Here is a 1,831-nt window from a genome sequence, read left to right on the forward strand (position 1 = left end):
AGCACGTCGAGCTTGCGCAGTGCATCCTCGATCACGGCATAATCGCGCGGGGTGCCGAAAACCACCACGGCATTATTGGCTTCGTCGCTCGAGATATTGGCCTGCACGGCTGACCCGGCGGCGTTGGCATTGCCCGATCCGCCTTGTGCCGGATCGGGGGAGCCGGCCAGCCCGCCGGGTACCGGTGGTGCATTGGCGCCGCCACGGTTTGCCGCATCGCCGGGCCGCGCCGACGTTGCCGAGGACGCGCCGCCGCGCGCCGCGCCATCAAGCGCAAAATCGTCACGGCCACTGCTGCCCGAATCGCTTGCCACGGCATTGCCAAAGGCATTGTTGAGCACTTTGGCCAGATCCTTGGAGCGGCCATTCTGGACCCGGTAGACGAACAGCCGCCGTTCGTTGTTCTGCCCTTCGCGATCAAGAATTTCGATCCAGCGGCGGACATCGTCGAGATACTGGCGTTGCGACGTGATCGCCAGAATGCCGTTCAGATTTTCCATAGCGATCAAGCGGACCAGACCGCGCGTCGGCGCATCGGCAGCGTTGATGAGCTTGTCGAGTTCGGGGACGATCAGCCGGGCATCGGTGCGCTGCGGCACGAGCAGCGCAAACGACATGTTGCGCAGCCAGTTGACGTCGAACTGGGCCAGCATGGCCCGCGCGTTGGTGCGCTGCCCCGTGGTTCCCGACAAGATCAGCGTGTTCTGGCCGGGATCGACGCGGGCAACCACGCCGGGCACCACGCCATCGAGCAGCTTGCGCATTTCTTCGGCGTTGACGAACTGCAGGGCCACCGGTTCCGTGGCAAAGCCGGCGACACCGCCGCCATCGACCACGCCCTGATTGCGGGCTTCGTCGAGGGGCCGGATGGTGAACAGGCCGCCCATCTGGGTGATCGCCAGATTCGATGCCTTCAGCGCCTCTTCGAGCAGGGCGAAGACACTGGACCGTGGCACCGGTGATGCGGTCACCAGTGTGACCGTGCCCGTCGTGCTGGGCGCGACGGTGAACGGCACCCGCAGGATATCGCCCAACACGCCTTGCGCCACGACACGCACATCAGCGGCCGGAAAATTCAGTGCGATATCGCCGGGCCGCACCGCCAGCGCCGATGGCGTCCGTACCGGCGTCGGCGGCGTGCCGGCGACGATCGTCGCGCGGACCGTCGGATCGGTAGCCGGAACAGCTGTGGGCGGGGACGAGGGCGGGGACAGGGACGGGGGCGGGGACAGGGACGGGGGCTGGCCGGTGAACTCCGGATCGGGCGGCGGCAAAGGCGCGAGCGCTGGCGGCGGCGTGCAACCGGCGACTGCGGCAGTGATCAGCAGGGTGAGCGGCAATTGACGGTTCATTGCGGTTCTTCTTCTTCCGACTGTTCCGTCGCGGCCGCTGTGGGCGCAACCGGGGGGGCGCTTGCCGCAACCGGCAAGACGATCGTTTCGATACCGCGCACGAATATCGGGTTTGGCGTGATCCGGGCCAGGCGCCAGCCGCGATAGAGGCCGCCGATTGCGATCCGGCTAACGGTGCCGTCGGGCGCCTGCAGGTAAACCCGCGCGGTTTGGCGCGAGCTGATGACGCCGACAGCGCGGGCGCCTTCAAGCGGTGAAGCCTTGCTGACAACCGCTTCGGCATCGTCGCGTCGATTGGGTGAAAACAGCGGCCGCGCCAGCATTTCGGAATCGATGGCCACGCGCGGCACGACCAGCGGCGCCAGCCGCAGCGGCCGACCGATCTGCGCATCGGGCAGTTCGACCGCCGATGGCATCAGCAATTGCCCCACCAGCAACGCCGCCAACAGCGCGACCAGCGCGCCCGGCAGCAGCGTGCG

At 67.3% G+C, this 1,831-nt stretch carries 2 protein-coding genes; both read right to left on the reverse strand.

Annotated features, from left to right (window positions below):
• On the reverse strand, positions 1-1,352 hold a 1,352-nt coding region (locus RMO81_RS03975; RefSeq protein ID WP_310474448.1), incomplete at its 3' end, for a secretin N-terminal domain-containing protein.
• Positions 1,349-1,831: hypothetical protein (locus tag RMO81_RS03980; protein WP_310474449.1), on the reverse strand; the 483-nt coding region annotated here is incomplete at its 5' end. The genes RMO81_RS03980 and RMO81_RS03975, both read right to left, overlap by 4 nt.

The sequence above is a fragment of the Sandarakinorhabdus sp. genome (assembly GCF_031422795.1).
GTDB lineage: Bacteria > Pseudomonadota > Alphaproteobacteria > Sphingomonadales > Sphingomonadaceae > Sandarakinorhabdus.